This window comes from Pseudomonas sp. TE3910 (assembly GCF_056279025.1).
In genome coordinates this window covers 606,151-628,207 of the sequence record NZ_JBWBQN010000001.1, presented here as the reverse complement: position 1 = coordinate 628,207, position 22,057 = coordinate 606,151, and the positions used below count along the sequence as shown (strand labels likewise).

22 protein-coding genes are annotated in these 22,057 nt (G+C 60.9%); 11 read left to right on the top strand and 11 right to left on the bottom strand.

Annotated elements, in window-relative coordinates; all coding sequences use genetic code 11:
* Window positions 1–34: 34 nt before the first annotated feature.
* The 10 genes from ACZ9H3_RS02905 to hpaA form a co-directional block, all read right to left on the bottom strand.
* Window positions 35–1,303 carry an OprD family porin gene (locus ACZ9H3_RS02905; protein ID WP_476219490.1) on the bottom strand — a complete coding sequence of 423 codons (1,269 nt, stop codon included), beginning with the start codon at window positions 1,301–1,303 and terminating at the stop codon, window positions 35–37.
* A gap of 94 nt (window positions 1,304–1,397) precedes the next feature.
* Entirely contained in the window at window positions 1,398–2,402 is a 1,005-nt protein-coding gene (locus tag ACZ9H3_RS02900) for a branched-chain amino acid ABC transporter permease (RefSeq protein WP_409276948.1), read from the bottom strand.
* Between the two features lie 2 nt (window positions 2,403–2,404).
* Window positions 2,405–3,292, bottom strand: a complete 888-nt coding sequence (locus ACZ9H3_RS02895; protein ID WP_065757844.1) for a branched-chain amino acid ABC transporter permease — start codon at window positions 3,290–3,292, stop codon at window positions 2,405–2,407.
* A gap of 73 nt (window positions 3,293–3,365) precedes the next feature.
* Complete coding sequence (locus ACZ9H3_RS02890; protein WP_476219487.1) at window positions 3,366–4,580, bottom strand: ABC transporter substrate-binding protein; 1,215 nt, start codon at window positions 4,578–4,580, stop codon at window positions 3,366–3,368.
* 108 nt (window positions 4,581–4,688) lie between these two features.
* Complete coding sequence (locus ACZ9H3_RS02885; protein WP_065757843.1) at window positions 4,689–5,411, bottom strand: ABC transporter ATP-binding protein; 723 nt, start codon at window positions 5,409–5,411, stop codon at window positions 4,689–4,691.
* Complete coding sequence (locus ACZ9H3_RS02880; protein WP_065757842.1) at window positions 5,408–6,184, bottom strand: ABC transporter ATP-binding protein; 777 nt, start codon at window positions 6,182–6,184, stop codon at window positions 5,408–5,410. Before ACZ9H3_RS02880 ends, ACZ9H3_RS02885 begins: the two co-directional genes overlap by 4 nt.
* A gap of 387 nt (window positions 6,185–6,571) precedes the next feature.
* On the bottom strand, window positions 6,572–6,772 hold the full coding sequence (locus tag ACZ9H3_RS02875; protein WP_065757839.1) for a hypothetical protein: 201 nt from the start codon (window positions 6,770–6,772) through the stop codon (window positions 6,572–6,574).
* A 92-nt stretch (window positions 6,773–6,864) separates the two neighbouring features.
* The gene (gene hpaR, locus ACZ9H3_RS02870) at window positions 6,865–7,287 is read right to left on the bottom strand and encodes a homoprotocatechuate degradation operon regulator HpaR (protein ID WP_083199727.1); all 423 of its coding nucleotides are present in this window, start codon (window positions 7,285–7,287) and stop codon (window positions 6,865–6,867) included.
* 99 nt (window positions 7,288–7,386) lie between these two features.
* Window positions 7,387–8,643, bottom strand: a complete 1,257-nt coding sequence (locus tag ACZ9H3_RS02865) for a Bcr/CflA family multidrug efflux MFS transporter (protein WP_099774486.1) — start codon at window positions 8,641–8,643, stop codon at window positions 7,387–7,389.
* A gap of 178 nt (window positions 8,644–8,821) precedes the next feature.
* Entirely contained in the window at window positions 8,822–9,724 is a 903-nt protein-coding gene (hpaA, locus tag ACZ9H3_RS02860; protein WP_099774484.1) for a 4-hydroxyphenylacetate catabolism regulatory protein HpaA, read from the bottom strand.
* A gap of 201 nt (window positions 9,725–9,925) precedes the next feature.
* On the opposite strand from hpaA, the gene ACZ9H3_RS02855 reads away from it, so the two are divergent.
* The 9 genes from ACZ9H3_RS02855 (at window position 9,926) to ACZ9H3_RS02815 (ending at window position 18,707) form a co-directional block, all read left to right on the top strand.
* The gene (locus ACZ9H3_RS02855) at window positions 9,926–10,585 is read left to right on the top strand and encodes a fumarylacetoacetate hydrolase family protein (RefSeq protein ID WP_099774482.1); all 660 of its coding nucleotides are present in this window, start codon (window positions 9,926–9,928) and stop codon (window positions 10,583–10,585) included.
* Between the two features lie 11 nt (window positions 10,586–10,596).
* Complete coding sequence (locus ACZ9H3_RS02850) at window positions 10,597–11,364, top strand: fumarylacetoacetate hydrolase family protein (protein ID WP_065757834.1); 768 nt, start codon at window positions 10,597–10,599, stop codon at window positions 11,362–11,364.
* A gap of 5 nt (window positions 11,365–11,369) precedes the next feature.
* The gene (gene hpaE / locus ACZ9H3_RS02845) at window positions 11,370–12,830 is read left to right on the top strand and encodes a 5-carboxymethyl-2-hydroxymuconate semialdehyde dehydrogenase (protein ID WP_065757833.1); all 1,461 of its coding nucleotides are present in this window, start codon (window positions 11,370–11,372) and stop codon (window positions 12,828–12,830) included.
* Window positions 12,831–12,949: 119 nt separating this feature from the next.
* Window positions 12,950–13,807: a 3,4-dihydroxyphenylacetate 2,3-dioxygenase gene (hpaD, locus tag ACZ9H3_RS02840; RefSeq protein ID WP_330523732.1), complete on the top strand. Its 858-nt coding sequence runs from the start codon at window positions 12,950–12,952 to the stop codon at window positions 13,805–13,807.
* Window positions 13,808–13,862: 55 nt separating this feature from the next.
* Complete coding sequence (locus tag ACZ9H3_RS02835; RefSeq protein ID WP_065757831.1) at window positions 13,863–14,255, top strand: 5-carboxymethyl-2-hydroxymuconate Delta-isomerase; 393 nt, start codon at window positions 13,863–13,865, stop codon at window positions 14,253–14,255.
* Between the two features lie 46 nt (window positions 14,256–14,301).
* A complete protein-coding gene (locus ACZ9H3_RS02830; RefSeq protein ID WP_476219479.1) occupies window positions 14,302–15,606 on the top strand; it encodes an MFS transporter in 1,305 nt (434 codons plus the stop codon).
* Window positions 15,607–15,619: 13 nt separating this feature from the next.
* Window positions 15,620–16,423 carry a 2-oxo-hept-4-ene-1,7-dioate hydratase gene (hpaH, locus tag ACZ9H3_RS02825; protein WP_065757829.1) on the top strand — a complete coding sequence of 268 codons (804 nt, stop codon included), beginning with the start codon at window positions 15,620–15,622 and terminating at the stop codon, window positions 16,421–16,423.
* A 10-nt stretch (window positions 16,424–16,433) separates the two neighbouring features.
* Window positions 16,434–17,237, top strand: coding sequence for a 4-hydroxy-2-oxoheptanedioate aldolase (gene hpaI, locus ACZ9H3_RS02820; protein WP_065757828.1), 804 nt, complete (start codon window positions 16,434–16,436; stop codon window positions 17,235–17,237).
* A 15-nt stretch (window positions 17,238–17,252) separates the two neighbouring features.
* Window positions 17,253–18,707, top strand: a complete 1,455-nt coding sequence (locus ACZ9H3_RS02815; protein WP_454241351.1) for an NAD-dependent succinate-semialdehyde dehydrogenase — start codon at window positions 17,253–17,255, stop codon at window positions 18,705–18,707.
* A gap of 65 nt (window positions 18,708–18,772) precedes the next feature.
* Here ACZ9H3_RS02815 and tyrS read toward each other — a convergent pair whose 3' ends face one another.
* A complete protein-coding gene (gene tyrS, locus ACZ9H3_RS02810; protein WP_476219476.1) occupies window positions 18,773–20,008 on the bottom strand; it encodes a tyrosine--tRNA ligase in 1,236 nt (411 codons plus the stop codon).
* A gap of 336 nt (window positions 20,009–20,344) precedes the next feature.
* On the opposite strand from tyrS, the gene ACZ9H3_RS02805 reads away from it, so the two are divergent.
* Together ACZ9H3_RS02805 and ACZ9H3_RS02800 are read left to right on the top strand one after the other, a co-directional pair.
* The gene (locus ACZ9H3_RS02805) at window positions 20,345–21,643 is read left to right on the top strand and encodes an NAD(P)/FAD-dependent oxidoreductase (RefSeq protein WP_454241349.1); all 1,299 of its coding nucleotides are present in this window, start codon (window positions 20,345–20,347) and stop codon (window positions 21,641–21,643) included.
* A gap of 33 nt (window positions 21,644–21,676) precedes the next feature.
* Window positions 21,677–22,042 (top strand): cupin domain-containing protein, encoded by a 366-nt coding sequence (locus ACZ9H3_RS02800; protein WP_065757824.1) that lies wholly within the window; start codon window positions 21,677–21,679, stop codon window positions 22,040–22,042.
* Window positions 22,043–22,057: the final 15 nt, after the last annotated feature.

Sequence of the window (22,057 nt, the reverse complement as noted above, 5' to 3'; positions counted from 1 at the left end):
GCCGAGTCGGGCCCTGTTCGGCGCATTACTGCACTTACCAGAGCGGCAGGCTGTAGCTGAGGATCAGACGGTTTTCGTCGATGTCGCTGGCAAAGCTGGAGCGGTAGGTTGCATTTCGCCATTTGATACCGACGTTCTTCAGCGGACCACTTTGAACGACATAGCCGATATCGGTGTTACGTTCCCATTCCTTGCCCTCGCCGCCTGCCGCGCCAAGCTCGATCTGATCGCCTTTGACATAGCGGGTCATGAAGGTCAGGCCGGGAATACCCCAGGCCGCGAAGTTGTAATCGTAACGGGCCTGCATGGAACGCTCGTCCTGGTTGGCGAAGTCGTTGATCTGCACCAGGTTGACCAGGTAAGGGTCGGTACCCTGAACGTTGGCAAAACCGGTATCACCGTTCATTTTCTGGTAGCTGAGACCAAAGGCATGAGCCCCCAGGTTGTAAGTGAACATGCCACTGAGCAAGGTGTTGTCGACGTTGCTGCGGCCATCATCGCTGGCATCGGCAAAACGCAGGTCGGACTTCAGGGATTGCCCCTCGGCGATGGGCAATACATGCACCAACGTCAGGAAATGCTGCTTGTACAGGTCTTCCAACTGCGCGTAGTGGTAACCCGTGCTCAGCGTCTTGCTCCAGGCGTAGGTACCACCGACGAAATCGAATTTGTCCGATGTCGCCTTGCCGGTGGTGACGATATTGCGCCGAGGGCCCTTCATCAGGGTCATGTCTTCACGGTTGGTCGAGTCGCGCTGGTTCACCTGAGTCAGGCGCCCGGCGTCGAAGGTCAGGCCACTGAGGTCCGTGGAGTTCAGCCAACCACCCTCGAAGGTCTGCGGTAGCAGGCGCGAGTTGTTCGGCGTCAGCACCGGCAGCATGGGGATCAGGGTGCCGACCTTGAGGGTGGATTTCGACACCCGTACCTTGGCGGCCAGCCCCAACTCGCTGTAGTCGTCAGGTGCTCGCTTCGACTGGGCGCCGCGCGGCAGCAAGCCGGTTGCGCCAGCACGGTCAGGGCTTGAGTCAAGCTTGACCCCAAGCAGGCCCAAGGCGTCGACACCAAAGCCTACGGTGCCCTCGGTGAATCCGGACTCATAGCGCATAATGAAGCCCTGCGCCCATTCCTCGCCCTTGTTCTGCGGCGCCGCATGCTGGCGGAAGTCGCGGTTCATGTAGAAGTTGCGCATCTCCACACTGGCTTTACTGTCCTCCAGAAACGCAGCGGACGCCGGTGAACAAACGCCAATGGCCCCGGCAAGGCCAGGTAACAACAGAATGCGGGTAGAACGAATTGCGCTCATAGGTCTCTCTTCTTATTAGCGTGCGGATGCACCCTTACCAAGCCCAGACCAGCGTCTGTGCGGTATTCCCCCAGCGTTGCCAGCAACGCTGCCCTTAGAAATTGCGCCGTGCGAGTTTCAGCACCCAGCCGACGATGCCGACCCGGAACAACAGCACACAGATGACGAAGATCAAACCAAGGATCACATGCACCCACTCACCCAGAGGCCCATTGGACAGGTAGCTCTGCAGGGTGACCACGATGCCGGCACCGACCAATGGGCCAAACACCGTGCCGACGCCACCGAGCAGGGTCATCAGGATCACCTCGCCGGACATGTGCCAGTGCGCGTCGGTCAACGAGGCCAGCTGGAACACCACGGTCTTGGTCGAACCGGCGAGGCCGGTCAACGCTGCGGAAATCACAAAGGCCAGCAGCTTGTGCGCCTCGACGTTGTAGCCCAGCGAGATCGCCCGTGGTTCGTTCTCGCGGATGGCCTTGAGTACCTGGCCGTAAGGTGAATGGATCGTGCGCTGGATCACGGCGAAGCCGAACACGAATACGGCCAGGACGAAGTAGTAAAGGGTCAGGTTGTTGTTCAGATCGAAGACCCCGAACAACTGCCCACGGGGCACGCCCTGCAGACCGTTCTCACCACCAGTGAACGGCGCCTGGACAAAGATGAAGAACACCAACTGCGCCAAGGCCAGGGTGATCATTGCGAAGTAAATACCCTGGCGCCGGATCGCCAGCAGGCCAAACACCAGGCCGAGCGCGGTGGACGCCAGGGTTCCGGCAAGAATGCCCAACTCGGTTCCCAGGCCGCTGTAGGTACTCAGCACGTAACCCGTGACGTAGCCGCCCGAGGCGAGAAACGCCGCGTGGCCGAACGACAACAGCCCGGCATAACCCAGCAGCAGGTTGAACGCACAGGCAAACAGCGCAAAACACAGCAGCTTCATCAGGAACACCGGGTACACCGCCAGTGGTGCGAGCAGCGCCACGCCCACCAGCGCCAGGTAGAACCAGCGCTTGCGCCGTGCCGCCGCCTGACGACGCTCCTGTACGACATTCGGTTGCAGGACGCCAGCGCCCTGCTTGATCTCCAGACTCGTCATCGTCACACCTCTTTCCCGAACAGTCCCGCAGGACGAACCAGCAACACGAGCACCATCACCAGGAACACCACGGTGTTGGCCGCCTCTGGATAGAACACCTTGGTCAGCCCTTCGATCAGGCCCATGGCCAGGCCGGTGACAATCGCGCCCATGATCGAACCCATGCCGCCGATCACCACCACGGCGAACACCACGATCAGCAGGTTGGCGCCCATGGTCGGCGTCACCGAGTAGATCGGGGCCGCCAATACCCCGGCGAAGGCCGCCAAGGCAGCACCGAAGCCATAGGTCAGGGTGATCAGCAGCGGCATGTTGATGCCGAACGCCTGCATCAATTTCGGGTTTTCGGTACCCGCACGCAGGTAGGAACCCAGGCGCGTGCGCTCGATCATGAACCAGGTCGCCAGGCACACCACCAAGGCCGCTACCACCACCCAGGCGCGGTAGATGGGCAGGAACATGAAGCCCAGGTTGACGCCGCCCTTGAGTTGCTCAGGCATGGGGTAGGAGGAACCGGATACACCGAACAGTTTGACGAAGGTGCCTTCAACGATCAGCGCCAGGCCAAAGGTCAGCAACAGTCCGTAGAGGTGGTCTTCACCGGCGATGCGCCGCAACAGGCCGCGCTCGATGAGCATGCCCAGCGCGCCGACGAGTAACGGTGCCAGCACCAGGGCGACCCAGTAGTTCACACCCAGGTAATTGAGCCCAAGCACGGCCGCGAACGCACCGAGCATGTATTGGGCGCCATGGGCAAAGTTGATGATCCGCAGCAAGCCGAAGATGATCGCCAGGCCCAGGCTGAGCAAGGCATAGAACGTCCCGTTGATCAGCCCGAGCAGCAGTTGACCGAGCAGTACGCTCAGGGGAATGCCGAATACGATAGTCATGAATTACCATCCGCTGGAAGTCCGTGACACCCGGCTGCAAGCAACCGGGCGCGTAGCCTGATTCAGTTGCCGATCAGCTTTTCGGCAGCAGTTTGCAGGTGCTTTCGGACATCGGCCGGTAGGCCTCATCGCCAGGAATGGTGCTGACGATCTTGTACAGGTCCCACTCCCCCTTCGACTCGGCCGGGGTTTTCACCTGCGCCAGGTACATGTCGTGAACCATGCGGCCGTCAGCGCGGATCTTGCCGTTCTTGGCGAACATGTCATTGACCGGGGTCGCCATCATCTGGGTACGCACCGCCTGCGCCTCGTCACTGCCGGTGGCCTTGATTGCGTTCAGGTAGTTCGTGGTTGCCGAGTAGATGCCCGCCGGAACCATGCCCGGCATCTTGCCGAAGCGTTTGTAGTAGCGCTGGGCCCAGGCACGGCTTTCATCATTCATGTCCCAGTACCAGCCCGTGGTCAGCATCAACCCTTGGGTAACGTCCAGGCCCATGGCATGGATGTCGTTGAGGAACACCACCATACCCGCCAGCTTCTGCCCGGACTGGGCAACACCGAACTGGCTTGCGGTCATCAGCGAGTTGACCGTGTCGGCACCGGCGTTGGCGAAGGCAATCACATCCGCACCAGACCCTTGGGCCTGGAGGATGTAGGAGGAGAAATCACTGCTGGGGAACGGATGGCGAACCGTGCCAACCACCTTGCCACCGTCGCTCTGGACGACCTTGGTGATGTCCTTCTCCATCGCATGACCGAAGGCATAGTCGGCGGTCAGGATGAACCAGTTCTTGCCCCCGGAAGCGAGTACCGACTTGGCCGTGCCATTGGCCAGGGCGTAGGAGTCATAGGTCCAGTGGATGTGGTTGGGCGAGCAATATTCGTTGGTCAGGCTTGAGGCCGCCGCGCCGGAAATCAGCGCCAGTTTGCCGGACTGCTCTACCACCTTGCTTGCCGCCAGCACGACCGAGGACGCCACCATCCCGGTGACCATGTCGACATTGCGCTCATCGACCCACTGACGCACGGTGTTGGCACCGACATCCGGCTTGTTCAGGTCGTCGGCGCTGAAGACCACGATTTTCTTGCCATTGACCTGACCGCCGAAATCTTCGACCGCCATGTTCAGCGCCTCCAGGCCGCCCGGGCCGGAAAGGTCACGGTAAGTACCGGACATGTCGGCCAGGTAACCAATGCGAATTTCATCGTCGCTGATCTGGGCCTGGGCAGCACCGGCGATCAGGCCGGAGGCGAGCATGGTGCAAGCAGTCTTTTGGAAAACCTTCATGTAGTTCACCCACTTTCCACAGTTATTGTTGTTGTAAAGGGCAAAGCGCCCCCCGCCCGGCATGACTGACGCCACGCCGACGTAAACAGCACAGGGGTTAAACGGCGCTCAGACGCCGAGACAGCGGTTCAGCAGTTCCTGTTTCGCATCCAGCTCGGCAGCACTGATTTCCTCGACGATCTGGCCGTGATCCATCAGGTAATGACGATCGGCCAGCGGCGCCGCAAAACGGAAGTTCTGCTCCACCAGTACGATGGTCAGGCCCTTCTGCTTGAGCTTGATCAACACCTCGGCCAGCTTCTGCACGATGACAGGGGCCAGGCCTTCGGTGATCTCATCGAGCAGCAGCAGGTTGGCCCCGGTGCGCAGGATGCGCGCCATCGCCAGCATCTGTTGCTCGCCACCCGACAAGCGTGTGCCCTGGCTGAAACGGCGCTCATAAAGGTTGGGGAACATCGCGTAGATGTCGTCCAGGCTCATGCCGTCGCTGCGCACCATTGGCGGCAGCAGCAGGTTTTCCTCGACGTTGAGGCTGGCAAAGATACCGCGCTCTTCAGGGCAATAACCGACCCCCAGACGCGGGATCAGGTGAGCGGCGATGCCGATGGTTTCGTTGCCATTGACCATGATCGAGCCGGTGCGGCGGCCGACCATGTTCATGATCGCGCGCAAGGTCGTCGAGCGCCCAGCGCCGTTACGCCCCAACAGGGTGACCAGTTCACCCCGCCGTACCTGCATGTCGATGCCGTGCAGGATATGCGACTCGCCATAGAAGGCATGCAGGTCGCTGATACGCAGTTGCTCGAAATCCGGAACGTTCAGGCTGCTCATGCGTGGGCCTCCTCGAGGCAGACTGCTTCACTGCCCAGGTAGGCTTCACGCACCTGCGGATTTGCAGAAACACTGGCGTAGTCACCTTCAGCGAGGATCGAACCACGCGCCAGTACCGTAATGCGGTCGCACAACTGGCTGACCACATTGAGGTTGTGCTCCACCATCAGTACGGTGCGCCCTACTGCCGCGCGACGCACCAGGCCAATGACCATTTCAACGTCCTCGTGGCCCATGCCCTGGGTCGGCTCGTCGAGCAACAGCACGGTCGGGTCCAGCGCCAGCGTGGTCGCCAGCTCCAACGCGCGCTTGCGCCCATAGGGCAACTCGATGGTCAAGGTATCGGCATAGGGCAGCAGGTCGACGTCATCCAGCATCTGCAACGCACGCTCATTGAGGGCATCGAGGCTGCGCTCGGACTTCCAGAAATGAAACGAGTTGCGCAACTTGCGCTGCAGCGCTACGCGCACGTTTTCCACCACACTCATGTGGCCGAACACCGCCGATATCTGGAAAGAACGCACCAGACCAAGACGGGCGATTTCGTTGGGTTGCATGCCGGTGATCGGCTTGCCAAGGTAGTGGATCTCGCCACGGGTGGGCGTGAGGAACTTGGTGAGGAGGTTGAATACGGTGGTTTTGCCGGCCCCGTTAGGCCCGATCAGCGCGTGGATGTGTCCCTTCTGTACACGTAGATCTACCGAGTCGACCGCGGTAAAACCGCGAAATTCCTTGGTCAAGCCACGTGTTTCCAACACGAACTCTGGTGACATGTGTAGCCCTCTAACCTTGATTATTTTTATTGGTTATGGCGCTGCGGGTGTTCTTCCCTTTACGTAAACGCAAACACTAGACGAAGATTACCTTTACGTAAACGGTAATAACATGAAGAGCAGGAAGAAATTTTAACAGTGGCGAAATGTGACAAAAAATGTCGGGAAATGACGGGCAAAATCGGGATAAAACACTTTGCCCGTGCTGAAACGATACTTGACTGTGATCTACGCCGTAGTTGGTTTTTCGCAAAATGGAAAAACCGGCAAACCGTCCGCATCAACCGCATGCTGACGGGGAGAACGCGCGGCCAAAGGATGGAGGTAAAGGAAAAGAAAAACGGCCGTGGCCAAAGGCGTCACGGCCAGACAGCAGCGAGCGCTTGATCAGTCGAGGTTACGCTCCCAACTTTCTTGATCTTCGCGATCAAATTCATCCCACTCGGCGTCGTCGTCTTCGCTATCGTCGTCATCGGCGTGGTCGAACAGCGGGTTGGCTTCAGCCTCTACCGCGTCGAAGTCTTCATCGAACTCATGATCGAGCAGGTGATCGTGCTCGGGTTCGTGAATATCAATCTCGTCGTTCATGAAGGGTTCCTGCATTGAGCCAATACATCCAAGGCGCCTGTATAGGCGTGCTTGGCGTAATCGTCAATGGTCCGTTTCAGGAACCCCCGCGCTCAGGGTTTGATCTTCTTCAATTCGTTCAGCAAGCCCATCAGTTGGTCGAGTTTCTCTTCACCGAACTGACGCTGGATCTCCTGGTAGTTACGCTCCATCTGCTCGCTCATTTCCAGGAAGCACTGATGGCCCTGCACGGTCAGGCTGATGAAGATACGCCGCTGGTCTTCCGTGGATTTGCGCCGTGACACCAGGCCATCGCGCTCCAGGCGCTTGAGCACACCACTCATGCTTGGCTTGAGAATGCACGCCAGGTGCGCGAGTTGATGGCTTTCAAGCTCGCCCTGCTGACGCAGGATACGGATGACCCGCCATTGCTGCTCGGTCAGGTCTTGGGCGTTCAGCGCAGGGCGGAAAAAGGACATGGTCGCTTCACGTGCCTGAAGCAACGTGAGGGTCAGGGAAGGTCTGGGAATAGCCATGATTGAGTTAAACAATGAATGAGGTGGCAGTTTAAGGGTGCCCCGAAGTGGCAGCAAGGGCACCTACGAAAAATAAACATGTTAACAAAATACAAATTGTTACCCACTAGAACCTTGGCGACCTCCAGGGGCACTCCCCGGCTGGAACTGGCCTGCCAACCCCGAACACGCCTCGCCACGCCCCAGATAGATCAGCAGGAACGCACCAAGGCTGGCAACACCGGCAGCCGCTATGGCCAGGCACATCGGCAATGGCGTGCCATTGGCGAAGTAGCTGACCAGCGCACTGAAACCGGCGCCACAGGCAAACTGCCCAGACACCGCCAAACCAGCGGCGGCGCCAGCCTGCTGAGGGTACAGGGCCAATAGACGCGCCACGCTGTTGGCACCCAACAGCCCGGTAACGCTTACATACACGAGGATGCACGTGGCCATTGCCGCCAGGCCGGCCACCCCGGTGAAGCCGACCACAGCCAAGGCCACCCCCGAAAGCGCCGCCAACACCGCGCCTACGCCCAGCATCGGTAGCGTTCCCACCCGAGTGACCAGCCGTGCGTTGACGAAGGTCATGACGATGATTCCAGCGATGTTCATCCCGAACAGCCAGGCGTAGTCGCTTGGCGAAACGCCAAAATATTCCACATAGACGAACGGTGAGGCGGTGATGAAGGCAAACATCCCGCCAAAGGAAAACCCCATGCACAGCATGCAGCCCAAGGCCCGACGTTGCGTGCCAATGTGCCAGTAGGCAGCAAACGCAGCGCCCACTGAACGGCCACGGCGGCTGGCCGGGTGGGTTTCCGGGATCCAGCGCAGCGACGCCAACAGGCACAGCACCGAGAACAGCAGCAATGCGCCGAAGATACTGCGCCAACCACTCAGGCTCAGCAGCGCACTACCCGCCAGCGGCGCCGCCAGGGTGGCGATCATGGTCACCAGGTGCATCAACGACAGCGCTCGCGCCGCCTGATTCAGCGGATACAGGTCCCTGACAATGGCCCTGGCCAGCACCGACGCTGCAGCACCACCCAACGCCTGAAAGAAACGCCAGGCGATCAACTGCTCAACACTGGATGCGGCCATGCAGCCGACACTGGCCAGCAGGTACAGCGCCAGGCCGGCCAGCAGAATCGGGCGGCGACCAAAGCGGTCTGAAAGCGGCCCGTAAAACAACATGCCGACGCACAGGCCGAGCAGAAAAACGCCGATGGTCATTTGCACCTGCGTCTGGCTGGCCGCCAGGCTATTGGCGATCTCCGGCAAGCTGGGCAGGTAGGTATCGATCGACAACGGGGCAAAGGCAACGAGCGCAGCCAGCAGCACAAGCAAGCGATCAGGACGGGCAACAGTAGTCATGGGCACACAGACACCGACGAACAGGGATGAGAACGTTAGCATATTAACTATGCAACTGAAGAGCCCTACCGCCTACCCGTCATGAAAAGTGCAATACATCACCCGGAAAAGCCATTTCCGCGCAGCCCTGCAGGCGCCACCATCGGCCAATAAAAAAGGCAGAGGCGCCATGCACTCCCTATCGCAAGCCCACCTGACGCTGCCGGTACTCGCCTGGCGTGATTTGCGCGTAACGCTGGAAAAACCGGCTGAAGTACGCCGGATCCTTGAAGCCCAGCTGATAGCAGATCTCGTTGGCCGAACTGCCGGTAAACAACAGCAGCCGCTTCGCCTCCTGCATGACCCGCTCCAGCACCAAACGCTTGGACGGCAAGTCAGCGATGCGTCGGCATACGTCATTGAGCCGCGCCTCGGTCACGCCGATGGCCGAAGCATAGGCCGACAGCGCCCAGTGCTCGCGGTAGTGGCGCTCGATCAACTCATTGAAGCGGTGGAAGATCTGCAAGTCTTCGTGGCGAGCCGGTGTTGCCTCAAGCGAATTGGCGCACAGCCGCAGCAGGCTGATCATGATCAAGCGCGTCAGGCTCGACAATGCCGAAGCGTGGCCAGGCAACGACTGACTGTTTTCTTCGCGCAGTGTCTCGAACAGGAACTCCAGGCGACGCGCCTCTTCCTGGTACGCCCCCGAGAGCCGACCGAGGGCCACGCAGGCAGCCGGCAAACGCGGCCCCGGGATCAAGCCGGGCTCTGCCTCCATCAGTTGCCAGACCAGTTGCTGGCGCACGGTCAGGACATGGCCGTCGGCATCGGCTTCGGTGACAAACGAGTGCGGGATGGTCGGCGGCGTGAGGAAGAACATCGGCCCCGCCTCCACGTACTGCTGGTCATCCAGATAAACCCGCACCGTACCGCTCTTGACGTAGTGCACCTGAACAAAGCGGTCGTGCCGGTGCACCGGCATGTTGCGGCCGAAAAAGCCGGCGAGATTACCCAGCTTGTCGTAATGCACTTCGCTATCGCTGTAGCGCTGGTCGTACACCTTGCCGATGTTGATGTTTGGAATCGGATGGCGATCTTTCATCGCGGGCTACTCATGCTGTTCTTGGTCGCCACGCTGGACCTGTTCGCAAGTCACGCGGCGTTTGCCCATCGTACCACTGCCACGGTAAAGGCCGACGCGATGGCAAATACCTTGACGGTCGTTAACATATTAATTATAACGATAACACATTAACAAATAGACGCAGGGCAGCCCATGTCCTGCCCCTGCCAGGAGAAAAGCATGAGCCGTGCCCTGCATGACGTTGCGACCGGCACCTTGTTCGGCGTTGCACTGAACTATCAGGGGCTGCTGAATCAGCACCTCGCCGCCTTTAACGAGCCGCCCTACAAGCAACCGCCGGTCAAACCGGTGTTGTTCATCAAGACCCCCAACACCCGTAACCAGCATGACCATGCAGTGGTTTACCCCCAAGGCATCGAGCACCTGCAACCAGGCCCCGCGCTGGGAGTGGTCATCGGCAAGGACGCCAGCCGCGTCAGTGTCGAAGACGCGCTGGACTATGTGGCCGGCTACACCATCGTCAACGAATTCAGCCTGCCGGAAGACAGCTACTACCGCCCTGCCGTGAAAGCCAAATGCCGGGACGGTTTCTGCTCGTTCGGCCCGGAGCTGGTGCCGACCTCGCAGGTTGCCAACCCTCAGACGCTCGACATCAAGCTCTGGGTCAACGGTGAACTGCGCCAGTCCAACAGCACCGCCAACTGTGTCCGCTCGGTGGCGCAGCTGATCGCCGAACTCAGCGAGTTCATGACCCTGCATGAAGGTGACCTGCTGATCACCGGTACCCCTGAAGGCCGTGTCGATGTACTGCCTGGCGACCGCGTCGAAGTCGAAATCAGCGGCCTGGGCCGCCTCGTTAACCACATCGTGGCCGAGTAAGAGGAGCCCTCATGAAACACGCCCGTATCCGCTTTGAAGACGAGGTTCACCTCGCCACGGTCGACGCCGACAACGTCCTGCACCTGGCCGATGGTCGCCGTATCAACGAAGACCAGGTCGAGTGGCTGCCACCGGCCACCGGCAGCATGTTCGCCCTGGGCCTGAACTATGCCGACCACGCCGCCGAACTGGCTTTCGCACCGCCGACCGAGCCGCTGGCCTTCATCAAGTCGCCCGGCACCTATACCGGCCATAAACAGACCACCTGGCGCCCGGACAACGTCGCCTACATGCACTACGAGTGCGAACTGGTAGCGGTGATCGGCAAACCGGCACGCAACGTCAAGCGCGAAGACGCCCTGGCGTACCTGGCCGGCTACACCGTGTGCAACGACTACGCGATCCGCGACTACCTCGAGAACTACTACCGCCCCAACCTGCGGGTGAAGAACCGTGATGCCACCACCCCGGTCGGCCCATGGATCGTCGATGTGGCGGACGTACCAGACCCAAGCAACCTGACACTGCGCACCTGGATCAACGGCGAGTTGAAACAGGAAGGCAGCACCCGGGACATGATTTTCGACATCCCCTACCTGATCGAATACTTCTCCAGCTTCATGACACTGCAGCCGGGCGACATGATCGCCACCGGCACACCTGAAGGCCTGGCCGATGTCGTGCCAGGCGATGAGGTGGTAGTTGAAGTCGAGGGCGTCGGTCGCCTGGTCAACCGCATTGTCAGTGAAGCTGACTTCTTCAAGAACAAAAAGGCTTGAACACCATGATCAAACACTGGATCAACGGCCGCGAGGTCGAGAGCAAAGACACCTTCGTCAACTACAACCCGGCTACCGGCGAGGCCATCGGTGAAGTCGCCAGTGGTGGTGCTGAAGAAGTCGCGCAGGCCGTTGCCGCCGCCAAGGAAGCGTTCCCGAAGTGGGCCAACACCCCGGCCAAGGAACGTGCGCGGTTGATGCGCAAACTCGGCGAGCTGATCGAGCAGAACGTGCCACACCTGGCCGAACTGGAAACCCTGGATACCGGCCTGCCGATTCACCAGACCAAGAACGTGCTGATCCCGCGCGCCTCGCACAACTTCGATTTCTTCGCTGAAGTCTGCACCCGCATGGACGGTCACACCTACCCGGTCGACGACCAGATGCTCAACTACACCCTGTACCAGCCAGTGGGTGTATGCGGCCTGGTGTCGCCGTGGAACGTGCCGTTCATGACCGCCACCTGGAAGACAGCGCCGTGCCTGGCACTGGGCAACACCGCCGTCCTGAAGATGAGCGAACTGTCGCCACTGACCGCCAACGAGCTGGGTCGCCTGGCCGTTGAAGCCGGCATCCCCAACGGCGTGCTGAACGTGATCCAGGGCTACGGTGCCACCGCAGGCGACGCCCTGGTTCGTCACCCGGATGTGCGCGCCATCTCCTTCACCGGCGGCACCGCCACCGGCAAGAAGATCATGCAGACCGCCGGTTTGAAGAAGTACTCCATGGAGCTGGGCGGCAAGTCGCCGGTGCTGATTTTTGAAGATGCCGACCTTGAGCGCGCACTGGATGCGGCACTGTTCACCATCTTCTCGCTGAACGGCGAGCGCTGCACCGCGGGCAGCCGGATCTTCATCCAGGAAAGCGTGTACCCGCAATTCGTTGCCGAGTTCGCCGCCCGTGCCAAGCGCCTGATCGTCGGCGACCCGCAAGACCCGAAAACCCAAGTAGGCTCGATGATCACTCAAGCCCACTACGACAAGGTCACCGGCTACATCAAGATCGGTATCGAAGAAGGCGCCACCCTGCTCGCCGGTGGCCTGGAGCGCCCGGCTAACCTGCCGGCGCACCTGAGCCGCGGCCAGTTCATCCAGCCGACGGTATTCGCTGACGTGAACAACAAGATGCGCATTGCCCAGGAAGAGATCTTCGGCCCAGTGGTCTGCCTGATCCCGTTCAAGGACGAGGCCGAAGCACTGCAACTGGCCAACGACACCGAGTACGGCCTGGCCTCCTACATCTGGACCCAGGACATCGGCAAGGCCCACCGCCTGGCGCGTGGCATCGAAGCGGGCATGGTCTTCATCAACAGCCAGAACGTGCGTGACCTGCGCCAGCCGTTCGGCGGCGTGAAGGGTTCCGGTACCGGTCGCGAAGGCGGCCAGTACAGCTTCGAAGTGTTCGCCGAGATCAAGAACGTGTGCATTTCCATGGGCAGCCACCACATTCCACGCTGGGGCGTCTGATACCTGCACGGGAGCCGCCGTTGTTGGCGATAACGACAGCACCCTGTATAGGGTGAGCACAGCGTCGGCAAGGCCGGCTCCTACAACGCACAACAAGAACAATTTTCAGGAGTTTCATCATGGGCGAAGTCGTCCTGGCAGCCAAAGTCTGTCATGTGCCATCGATGTACCTTTCCGAACTGCCGGGCAAACACCATGGCTGCCGTGAAGCCGCCATCGCCGGCCACAAGGAGATTGGCCGCCGCGCACGCGAACTGGGCGCCGATACCGCCGTCGTGTTCGATGTGCACTGGCTGGTCAACAGTGCCTACCACGTCAACTGTGGCGAACACTTCAAGGGTATCTACACCAGCAACGAGCTGCCGCATTTCATCAAGGACATGCACTTTGAGTACCCCGGCTGCCCGGAACTGGGTGAACTGATCGCCGCCGAGGCGAATGCCGCCGACGTGCGCACCCTGGCCCACAACATTCCGAGCCTGGAGCTGGAGTACGGCACCCTGGTGCCCATGCGCTACATGCACATGGACGTTCCGGACGAGCAGAAATTCAACGTCGTTTCGGTTGCGGCCTGGTGCGCCTGGCATCGCCTGGAAGACAGCTTCACATTCGGCGCCGCCGTACGCCGGGCCATTGAAAAGAGCGACCGCAAGGTACTGGTGCTGGCCTCCGGCTCGTTGTCACACCGTTTCTCGGACGACCGCAACGCTGAAGCGAACATCCACAACTGGACCCGCGAATTCGACAAGCAGATGGACATGCGCGTGGTCGAGCTGTGGAAGCAAGGCCGCTTCAAGGAGTTCTGCGCCATGCTCCCGGACTACGCCGCGCACTGCTTTGGCGAAGGCGGCATGCATGACACCGCGATGCTCCTGGGCCTGCTCGGTGGTGCCGACTACAACAAGCCTGTCGAGGTGCTCACCGAGCCGTTCGGCAGCTCTGGTACCGGCCAAATCAACGCCATCTTCCCGGTTTAACGTAGCGCAAGCCTTGAGCAACAGGCTCAAGGCTGCCCGGCGCAGAGGAGTTCCCATGCCGCATTTCATTGCCGAGTACACCGACAACCTCGAAGAGCAGGCTGACCTGCCCGGCCTGTTCGAGAAGGTTCATGCCACCTTGGGCGCCAGTGGCGTGTTCCCGCTGGGCGGCATCCGCAGCCGTGCCGTTCGCTTGGACACCTGGCGCATGGCCGATGGCAAGCATGACTATGCCTTCGTGCACATGACCCTGAAAGTCGGCCATGGCCGGGACCTGGCCACCCGCCAGCGTGTCGCCGAAGCCCTGTTCGAGGTGATCAAGGCGCACTTTGCGCCCCTGCAGGCTGAACGCCTGCTGGCCTTGTCCTTCGAGATGATCGAGCTGCACGAGGTCCTGAACTTCAAGGAAAACAACGTCCACGCGTTCCTCAAATCACAAGGCAACTGACCTCGTTGCCTTTACCCCTGATCTCTCTAATAAAAAGCACAAGATCATGAACACAGCCCATAGCGTTCAAGGCATCACCGCCGCTACCCAGGACCGTACCCACAGCATCGTCACCTGGCGACTGATGCCCCTGCTGCTGATTTGTTACCTGTTTGCCCACCTCGACCGCATCAACATCGGCTTCGCCAAGATGCAGATGAGCACCGACCTGCACTTCAGCGATACCGTCTACGGTTTCGGCGCAGGCCTGTTCTTTGTCGCCTACGCACTGTTCGGCGTACCCAGCAACATGGCCCTGGACCGGGTTGGCCCGCGCCGCTGGATCGCCACCCTGATGGTGGTCTGGGGCATGCTCTCCACAGGCATGCTGTGGATCGACAGCGCTAGCGGGTTCTACGTACTGCGCTTCCTGCTGGGTGTAGCCGAAGCAGGCTTCTTCCCCGGCATCCTGGTCTTTCTCAACCGTTGGTACCCGGCCGGGCGCCGTGCGCAGGTCACCGCCTTGTTCGCCATTGCCGTACCGATGGCCGGGGTAATTGGCGGCCCGCTGTCGGGCGGTATCCTCGAGCGTTTCCATGAGTTTGCCGGGCTGCGTGGCTGGCAGTGGATGTTCCTGATCGAAGGCGCTCCTGTCGTACTGCTGGGCCTGATCGTACTCAAGTGCCTGCCTGACAGTTTCGAGACCGTGAACTGGCTGTCCGACGAGCAGAAACGTCAGTTGCGCGAACAGCTCAGCCATGAAGAGCAACGCAAGTCGATCACCTCGTTCTCCGGCATCCTCAAGGACTCGCAGGTCTGGCTACTGGTCGCCGTGTACTTCGCAGTGATGCTGGCGGTCAACACGCTGGCGTTCTGGATGCCCACCCTGATTCACGGTGCCGGCATCGGCAGCGACGGCAAGGTTGGCCTGCTCAGCGCCGTGCCCTACCTGTTCGGCTGCCTGTTCATGATCGCCTGCGGACGCTCTTCGGACCGTCACCGGGAACGCCGCTGGCACCTGTGCGTACCGCTGCTGATGTCGGCACTGGGGATCGCAGTCGCCGGCCTGGCACCCACCAATCCGGCCATGGTGCTCAGTGGTCTGGTTGTCGCCGGCATGGGGGCCAGTGCCGCCTTGCCGATGTTCTGGCAGTTGCCACCGGCATTTCTTTCCAACAGTACCCAGGCGGCCGGCATCGCCCTGATCAGTTCGTTCGGCAGCATCGCCTCGTTTCTTGCGCCTTACCTGATCGGCTGGATGCGCGACACCACGCACAGCGCCAGCCTGGCCTTGTATGTACTGGCGTTGTTCATCGCTCTGGGCGGTTTCCTGGTGCTGCGCACCCGGGCTGCCATCGTTAATCCACAGTAAGAGAGCCTTTTCCATGCTTGACCACAGCCTGATTCTGCAAGCCGCTGCCCAACTCGACCGTGCTGAACGCTCGCGCGAACAAGTCCGCCAGTTCTCGCTCGAACACCCGGCCATCACCATCGAAGACGCCTATGCCATCCAGCGCGCCTGGGTAGCGCAGAAGATCAAGGACGGTCGCAAGCTGGTCGGGCACAAAATCGGCCTGACCTCACGGGCCATGCAAGTGTCCTCGAACATCACCGAACCGGACTACGGCGCCCTGCTCGATGACATGATGTTCGAAGAAGGCAGTGACATTCCCTTCGACCGCTTCATCGTGCCTCGGGTCGAGGTGGAGCTCGCGTTCATCCTCGGTAAACCGCTCAAAGGCCCGAACGTCAGCGTGTTCGACGTGCTCGACGCCACCGAGTGGGTAATCCCGGCGCTGGAAATCATCGACGCGCGCATTCAACAGATCGACCCGCAGACCAAGGCCACCCGCAAGGTCTTCGACACCATCTCCGATAACGCCGCCAACGCCGGCGTGGTCATGGGCGGACGGGCCGTGCGCCCGACCGAGATCGACCTGCGCAAGGTACCTGCCGTGCTCTACCGCAATGGCGTGATCGAAGAGTCCGGCGTATCTGCGGCCGTACTCAACCACCCGGCCAAGGGCGTGGCATGGCTGGCAAACAAACTGGCGCCGTATGACGTCACCCTGGAAGCCGGTCAGATCATTCTTGGCGGCTCATTCACCCGTCCGGTTGCCGCCAACCCAGGCGATACCTTCCATGTCGACTACGACATGCTCGGCTCTATCGCTTGCCGTTTTGTCTGAGGAGCAGCCCATGGACATGCCCATCAATACCTTCAAGCAACGCCTGAAAAGTGGCGAAGCCCAGATCGGCCTGTGGCTCGGCCTGGCCGATGCCTATTGCGCGGAGCTGGCGGCCAATGCCGGTTTCGACTGGTTGCTGATCGATGGCGAACACGCCCCGAATGACCTGCGCGGCATGCTCGGCCAGTTGCAAGCCGTGGCGCCCTACCCGAGCCAACCGATCATTCGCCCGGTGATCGGCGACACCGCCCTGATCAAGCAGGTGCTGGACATCGGTGCCCAGACCTTGCTGGTGCCCATGGTCGAAAGCGCCGAGCAGGCGCGCGAACTGGTCCGCGCCATCCACTACCCGCCGCAGGGGGTTCGCGGGGTTGGCAGCGCCCTGGCCCGCGCCTCGCGCTGGAACAGCATTCCCGGCTACCTGGATCACGCCGACCAGCAGATGTGCCTGCTGGTGCAGATCGAAAATCGTGAAGGCCTGGCCAACCTGGACGCCATCGCAGCGGTCGACGGCGTCGACGGCGTGTTCATCGGCCCGGCCGACCTCAGTGCCTCACTGGGCCATCGTGGCAACCCTGGCCACCCCGAAGTCCAGGCGGCCATCGAAGACGCCATCGTGCGGATCCAGCAGGCTGGCAAAGCAGCCGGCATTCTCAGCGCTGACGAGGCACTCGCCCGGCGCTACATCGAACTGGGCGCAGCCTTCGTCGCCGTCGGTGTCGACACCACCGTGCTGATGCGTGGCCTGCAGGCCCTGGCCGGCAAATTCAAAGGCTGCGCCGCGCCCACCAGCGCGGGCGGCAGCGTCTACTAACTGCTGAGCATGACCATGACACTCAACGACTTGAAACTGCTACGCGAGCACGCCTACGTCAACGGCCAATGGCTTGAGGCGGACGACCATGCCCGCTTCAGCGTGAGCAACCCGGCCAACGGCGAAATCATCGCCACCGTCAGCTCCCTCGGCCAGGCCGAAACTGCCCGCGCCATCGACGCCGCTCATGCGGCCCTGCCAGCCTGGCGCGACAAAACCGCTAAAGAGCGCAGCGCAATTCTGCGTAAATGGTTCGAGCTGATCATGGCCAACCAGGAAGACCTGGCGCGCCTGCTGAGCTGGGAACAGGGTAAGCCGCTGGCAGAAAGCCGTGGCGAAATTGCCTATGGCGCCAGCTTTATCGAATGGTTCGCCGAAGAGGCCAAACGGGTCTATGGCGACGTCATTCCTCACGACAAGCCAGGCCGTCGCCTGCTGGTCATCAAGCAGCCGATTGGCGTCGTCGCCGCGATTACCCCGTGGAACTTCCCCAACGCCATGATCACCCGCAAGGTCGGCCCGGCCTTGGCGGCAGGCTGTACCGTTATCGTCAAACCGGCCTCGGAAACCCCATTGTCGGCACTGGCGCTGGCCGAGTTGGGCGAACGTGCCGGTATTCCTGCAGGCGTGCTGAATATTGTGCCTGGCACCCGCTCGCGCGAGATCGGAGCGGAGCTGACCGGTAACCCGCTGGTGCAGAAGCTCTCGTTCACCGGCTCGACCGGTATCGGCAAGCTGTTGATGGCGCAATGCGCTGAAACCATCAAGAAAGTCAGCCTGGAACTGGGCGGCAATGCGCCCTTTATCGTCTTTGACGATGCCGACCTGGATGCGGCTGTTGAAGGCGTGATCGGCTCCAAGTTCCGCAACACCGGGCAAACCTGCGTCTGCACCAACCGTATTCTGGTCCAGAACAGCATCTACGAGGCCTTCAGCGAACGCCTCGCCAGCGCCGTCAAGGCGCTCAAGGTTGGCAGTGCCGATACCGACGGCGTCCAGCAAGGCCCCTTGATCAATGCCAAGGCAGTGACCAAGGTCGAAGAGCACATCAACGATGCGCTGGGCAAAGGCGCGACGCTGCTCGCCGGCGGCAAGCCCCATGCCTTGGGCGGCAACTTCTTCGAACCCACCGTGCTGGGCGATGTAACCCCGCAGATGCTGGTGGCACGTGACGAAACCTTCGGGCCACTGGCACCGATCTTCCGCTTCGACACCGAAGCAGAAGCCATCGCCATGGCCAACGACACCGAGTTCGGTCTGGCCTCCTACCTCTATACCCGCGACCTCGGTCGTGCCTGGCGCGTCAGCGAGGCGCTGGAATATGGCATGGTCGGCGTCAACGAAGGGCTGATCTCCACCGAAGTGGCCCCCTTCGGCGGCATCAAGCAGTCCGGCCTGGGCCGCGAAGGCTCCAAGTACGGCATTGATGACTACATTGAGCAAAAGTACATGTGCCTGGGTATCAAGTAACGGCCAGGTCCATTGACCAACACGGCCTGCTGAGCAGGCCGTGTTTCAGCTAAACCCCGCTCGCGTCAGCCCACCACTTTGATGTCGAAATGGCGTTTCTTGCCCAGGCTCACCCGCCATTGGCTGGCCTGCCGATCCATTTCCCGCTCAGCCGACTCAACCAGCTCCCCATCCAGCCGAAGCCCACGCCCCTCGGCCAGACGACGTGCCGCTGAGCGTGATGCCTGCAAGCCCGTCTCGACCAGCAGCTCGGCCAGGGTGATACCCGCCTGCACCTGGGCGCGTGAAATATTCAGCGTGGTCAGCTCCGCCGCCTCACCGTGAGCAAATACGGCAGTTGCCGCCGCATGGGCTTGCTGTGCCGCCGCCTCGCCATGGGCCAGCGCCGTGGCGTGGTCAGCCAATACGCACTTCGCCTGATTCAACGCGGCACCGCCCTGCGCCGTGAGCGCCTGAATCTCCTCCAGCGGCAGCTCGGTGAACAGCGCAAGAAAGCGCCCGACATCGCGGTCATCACAGTTGCGCCAGAACTGCCAGAAGTCGAACGGTGCCAGGCGGCTACCGTCCAACCACACCGCGCCACTGACCGACTTGCCCATTTTCTTGCCATCGCTGCTGGTCAACAGCGGCATGGTCAGGCCAAACAGCTGGCGATTGTCACGACGACGCCCCAGCTCCACACCATTGATGATGTTGGCCCACTGGTCAGCACCGCCCAGTTGCACCGTGCAATCGTACTGGCGCGCCAGCTCGGTAAAGTCGTGGGCCTGCAGCAGGGTGTAGCCGAACTCATGAAACGACAATGAATGCTCGCGCTCCAGGCGCTGGCGAACCGCGTCGAAGGTCAGCAAACGGTTGATGGAGAAGTAGCGCCCCACCTGATCCAGAAACTGCAGGTAACCAATGCCATTGAGCCATTGGGCGTTATCGACGACAAAACCAGCGCCCTCTCCCAGGTTCAGGTAACGGCCAAAAGTGCGGGTAATGCCAGCGATATTGGCCTGGATCTGCGCTTCGCTGAGGATCGGCCGGCTCTCGTCACGAAAGCTCGGGTCACCGATACGGGTCGTGGCGCCACCGATCAACAGAATCGGCCGGTGCCCGGCCTTCTGTAGCCAGCGCATCAGCATCAGGCCTTGCAGGTGGCCTACATGCAGGCTGTCGGCGGTGGCATCAAAGCCGAGGTAGATCGTTCTTGAACCCGTGGCCAAGTGCGTGCGCAAGGCTTCCAGGTCGGTACTCTGGTGAATAAAGCCCCGCGCCTGCAGGTGGTCGATCAAACGGTCTTGGGTGTCGTTCATTGCTGTCTCCAGGGGTAAGGCCCGAGGAGAAGGGAGCACTATCCGATTCGCCTCAGGCGGATCGGGTGCACACAGCAACTACCGCCTCATGGGGTGAGCGGGTAGCCGTAATAGTCGCTGCGACAGGTCATTAATGTATTCATGAAACGATCATCCGAAATGCAAGGGCTGCCGTCAAGCGGCCCGGCCTGAAACGCCTGCGCTGGCAGGCCGGATCAAAGCCGTCGGCACGCAGAGTCAAGACACCTACCGCTCGTTAGGAACTTAATAGGCCCCAGGGGACAGCGCTTGCGAAAAGCCCTGCCGTCGTGCCAATTCAACCGTTCAGGCTGCGCCATGATCACTATCGAAACGCCTACGTACTACTCGGCTACCAAGAAATACAACCTCAGTTTCCCGACGCTGGAAAGTGACATTGAAGCGGACGTCGTCGTGATTGGCGGCGGTTTCTCCGGCATCAACACTGCGCTGGAACTGGCCGAAAAAGGCATCACCAACGTTGTGGTGCTGGAGGCACGCTACCTGGGCTTTGGCGGTACGGGCCGCAATGGCGGGCAGATCATGGCCGGGATCGGGCACGACCTAGAGAAGATCAAGAGCAGTGTCGGCGAGCAAGGCCTGCGCGAGATCTTCGAGATCAGCGAACTGGGCGCCGGGATCATCAAGGAGCGTATTGCCAAGTACGCCATCGACGCAGACTTCTGCCACGGCTATGGCTACATGGGCTTCAACGCCCGCCAGGAAAAAACCCTGCGCGCCTGGGAGAAAGACTTCAAATCGATCAACAACAAGGACGAGATCCGCTTCCTGGCCGGCGCCGAGGTCAAGCAGATCATCGGCTCGGACGCCTACAGCAGCGCCCTGCTGCACATGGGCGGCGGCCATGTGCACTCGCTGAACCTGCTGCTCGGTGAGGCCAAGGCGCTGGTCGGCCTGGGCGCACGTATTTTCGAACATAGCCCGGCCCTGGAAGTGAGCTACGGCGAGCAGATCACCGTGCGTACCGGGCGCGGCTCGGTGAAAGCGCGCAAGCTGCTGTGGGCCTGCGACAGCTTCCTCAACAAGCTGGAGCCAGAGTTGCACGCACGCACCATCAACACCTACGCATTCCAACTGATGACCGAGCCGCTGTCCGACGAATTGATCCGGCGCATCAGCCCGATCCGCGGCGCCTACAGCGATATTCGCCCAGTCATCGACTACTACCGGGTCACCAACGAGAACCGCCTGCTGTTCGGTGCCGCCACACCGTTCATCGAACACATCCCCAAGGACCTGAAGGCCTGGAACCGCAACCTGATGCTTAAGATCTTCCCGTACCTGAAGGACGTGCAGATCGACCTGGCCTGGGGCGGACCAATGGCCACCGGCGCCAACCTGTTCCCGCAGATCGGCACACTCAGCGGCCGCCCGAATGCGTTCTATGTACAAGGCTACTCGGGCTTCGGCGTCACCCCGAGCCACATCATTTGCAAAATCCTCGCCGAGGGCATGAGCGAAGGTTCATCGCGTTACGACCTGATCAGCTCGGTCAAACACGCTCAGATCCTCGGCAAAGACCACATTCGCCCCCTGCTGCTGACGGCCGGCAAAAGCCTGCATCAGCTGTCTGGCTACTTCAACGGCCGGCGTTGAAACCCCTTATCGTTCACTCACTGGAGCACTGCCATGACCCTTACAACTGTACAGAACAACATTGCGCTGTCCGAACTCGACGCCTGGGGCACCGTTGCCGACCTGGGTTCCGAGATTCTGGAAGGCGAAGTCAAAGCCTTCGGCAAAATGACCTTCGGTGCACCGACCGATCCGGTCAGCAGCGCCTACTTCGGCACGACCCAAGGCAAGTTCCGCATGGTCTACCCATTCAACGAACAGGCCGTGGTCGTCACCGGCGAAGTGCTGCTCACTGATGAGTCCACCGGCCAGAGCACGCGCTACAAAGCCGGCGACAGCTGGTTCGTGACCAAGGGCACGCCGGTGCTCTGGGAAGTCGTCAGCGAGAGCTTTGTGAAGCACTACTTCGCGGTCGTCTGACCCGTCTCAAGGCTC

Coding starts and splice junctions, on each gene's coding strand:
- ACZ9H3_RS02905 (WP_476219490.1), bottom strand. CDS start 1,303: ATGAGCGCAATTCGTTCTACCCGCATTCTGTTGTTACCTGGCCTTGCC.
- ACZ9H3_RS02900 (WP_409276948.1), bottom strand. CDS start 2,402: ATGACGAGTCTGGAGATCAAGCAGGGCGCTGGCGTCCTGCAACCGAAT.
- ACZ9H3_RS02895 (WP_065757844.1), bottom strand. CDS start 3,292: ATGACTATCGTATTCGGCATTCCCCTGAGCGTACTGCTCGGTCAACTG.
- ACZ9H3_RS02890 (WP_476219487.1), bottom strand. CDS start 4,580: ATGAAGGTTTTCCAAAAGACTGCTTGCACCATGCTCGCCTCCGGCCTG.
- ACZ9H3_RS02885 (WP_065757843.1), bottom strand. CDS start 5,411: ATGAGCAGCCTGAACGTTCCGGATTTCGAGCAACTGCGTATCAGCGAC.
- ACZ9H3_RS02880 (WP_065757842.1), bottom strand. CDS start 6,184: ATGTCACCAGAGTTCGTGTTGGAAACACGTGGCTTGACCAAGGAATTT.
- ACZ9H3_RS02875 (WP_065757839.1), bottom strand. CDS start 6,772: ATGAACGACGAGATTGATATTCACGAACCCGAGCACGATCACCTGCTC.
- hpaR (WP_083199727.1), bottom strand. CDS start 7,287: ATGGCTATTCCCAGACCTTCCCTGACCCTCACGTTGCTTCAGGCACGT.
- ACZ9H3_RS02865 (WP_099774486.1), bottom strand. CDS start 8,643: ATGACTACTGTTGCCCGTCCTGATCGCTTGCTTGTGCTGCTGGCTGCG.
- hpaA (WP_099774484.1), bottom strand. CDS start 9,724: ATGAAAGATCGCCATCCGATTCCAAACATCAACATCGGCAAGGTGTAC.
- ACZ9H3_RS02855 (WP_099774482.1), top strand. CDS start 9,926: ATGAGCCGTGCCCTGCATGACGTTGCGACCGGCACCTTGTTCGGCGTT.
- ACZ9H3_RS02850 (WP_065757834.1), top strand. CDS start 10,597: ATGAAACACGCCCGTATCCGCTTTGAAGACGAGGTTCACCTCGCCACG.
- hpaE (WP_065757833.1), top strand. CDS start 11,370: ATGATCAAACACTGGATCAACGGCCGCGAGGTCGAGAGCAAAGACACC.
- hpaD (WP_330523732.1), top strand. CDS start 12,950: ATGGGCGAAGTCGTCCTGGCAGCCAAAGTCTGTCATGTGCCATCGATG.
- ACZ9H3_RS02835 (WP_065757831.1), top strand. CDS start 13,863: ATGCCGCATTTCATTGCCGAGTACACCGACAACCTCGAAGAGCAGGCT.
- ACZ9H3_RS02830 (WP_476219479.1), top strand. CDS start 14,302: ATGAACACAGCCCATAGCGTTCAAGGCATCACCGCCGCTACCCAGGAC.
- hpaH (WP_065757829.1), top strand. CDS start 15,620: ATGCTTGACCACAGCCTGATTCTGCAAGCCGCTGCCCAACTCGACCGT.
- hpaI (WP_065757828.1), top strand. CDS start 16,434: ATGGACATGCCCATCAATACCTTCAAGCAACGCCTGAAAAGTGGCGAA.
- ACZ9H3_RS02815 (WP_454241351.1), top strand. CDS start 17,253: ATGACACTCAACGACTTGAAACTGCTACGCGAGCACGCCTACGTCAAC.
- tyrS (WP_476219476.1), bottom strand. CDS start 20,008: ATGAACGACACCCAAGACCGTTTGATCGACCACCTGCAGGCGCGGGGC.
- ACZ9H3_RS02805 (WP_454241349.1), top strand. CDS start 20,345: ATGATCACTATCGAAACGCCTACGTACTACTCGGCTACCAAGAAATAC.
- ACZ9H3_RS02800 (WP_065757824.1), top strand. CDS start 21,677: ATGACCCTTACAACTGTACAGAACAACATTGCGCTGTCCGAACTCGAC.